Annotated in this window: 1 protein-coding gene; it reads right to left on the bottom strand. The window is 74.0% G+C overall.

Annotated elements, in window-relative coordinates; genetic code table 11:
• Positions 1–77: 77 nt before the first annotated feature.
• Positions 78–1,085 carry a tryptophan--tRNA ligase gene (trpS, locus tag ACFU7Z_RS39435; RefSeq protein ID WP_234348619.1) on the bottom strand — a complete coding sequence of 336 codons (1,008 nt, stop codon included), beginning with the start codon at positions 1,083–1,085 and terminating at the stop codon, positions 78–80.
• Positions 1,086–1,402: the final 317 nt, after the last annotated feature.

The raw sequence follows: 1,402 nt of genomic DNA on the forward strand, positions 1-1,402 counted from the left end.
CGCCGTGGCCGCGACCGCCCGGTGACGATATGCCCCGTGCCGACCGGCCGATGTCCGCCGGCCGGCGTGAGGGCTCTTCAGATCGCCGCCCCCATCACCTCCCGCACCTCGGCGAGGGTGGCGTCGGCGACGGCGTTGGCCCGCTCGGCACCGTCGCGCAGGACCTGCCGCAGGTGCCCCCGGTCGGCGGCGAGTTCGGCGCGGCGGGCGCGCAGTGGGCGGAGGAACTCGTTGACGGACTCCGTGACGGTGCGCTTGAGCGCGGCGGCGCCGCCGTCGCCGATCTCCTCGGCGACGGCCTCGGGGGCCCGGTCCTGGCAGAGGGCGGCGAGCAGGACGAGGCTGGAGACCTCGGGCCGGTCGACCGGGTCGTAGCCGATCCGGCGGTCGGCGTCGGTCCTGGCGCCACGGATGATCCGGGCGGTCTCGTCCTCGGTGGCGCCGAGGGCGACGGCGTTGCCCCGGCTCTTGCTCATCTTTCCGCCGTCGGTGCCGAGCAGCATCGGGGCTTCGGAGAGCAGGGCCTGCGGGCGGGGGAAGACGGCGCTGCCGTCAGCGTGCGGGTAGCGCTCGTTGAAGCGGCGGGCGACGGTGCGGGCGACTTCGAGATGGGGCAGCTGGTCCTGGCCGACCGGGACCAGGTCGGCCTTGCAGAAGAGGATGTCGGCGGCCTGGTGGACGGGGTAGGTGAACATCAGCCCGCTGACGGCGGACTGCCGGGAGTGGGTGATCTCGTCCTTGACGGTGGGGTTGCGGCCCAGCTCTGCGACGCTGACCAGGCTGAGGAAGGGGAGCAGCAGCTGGTTGAGGGCGGGGACGGCGCTGTGCGGGAAGATCGTCGCCCGCTCGGGGTCGAGGCCGGCGGCGAGGTAGTCGAGGACGAGGTTCTCGGTGTGCTCGGCGAGCCGGTCGGCGAGGTCGCGGTCGGTGATGACCTGGTAGTCGGCGACCACGACGAACATCTCGACGCCCTGGTCCTGGAGCCGGACCCGGTTGCGCAGGGTGCCGAAGTAGTGGCCGAGGTGGAGCGGTCCGGTGGGGCGGTCCCCGGTGAGGACGCGGTGGGCTGCCGGGTCGTCGGACAGGACGGACGCGGCGGCGACGGCGGTGGCCGCGGCGGCGGCGGGACCGGCAGTGGTGGGGACGGTGGCGGTGGGGACGGTGGCGGTGGTCAAGGTGTCTCTCCTCGGTACGGCGGTGGTGGCGGCCGTCCGGGGCGAGGGGCCCGTCCTACGGAAAACGCAGCAGGGCCGTCCATCCCGGACGGCCCTGCTCAGGCGAGTGGTGTGGCCGGCCGAGGACGGCCCCCCCCACAGGCCCATGAAGCGCTTGATGCGCCCCACCGGAGCGGCAGTCAGTCCACCACGACCACTGCCGGGGGGTCCGTGTGCAGCGTCTCGCC

The sequence above is a fragment of the Kitasatospora sp. NPDC057518 genome, from assembly GCF_042802075.1.
GTDB lineage: Bacteria > Actinomycetota > Actinomycetes > Streptomycetales > Streptomycetaceae > Kitasatospora.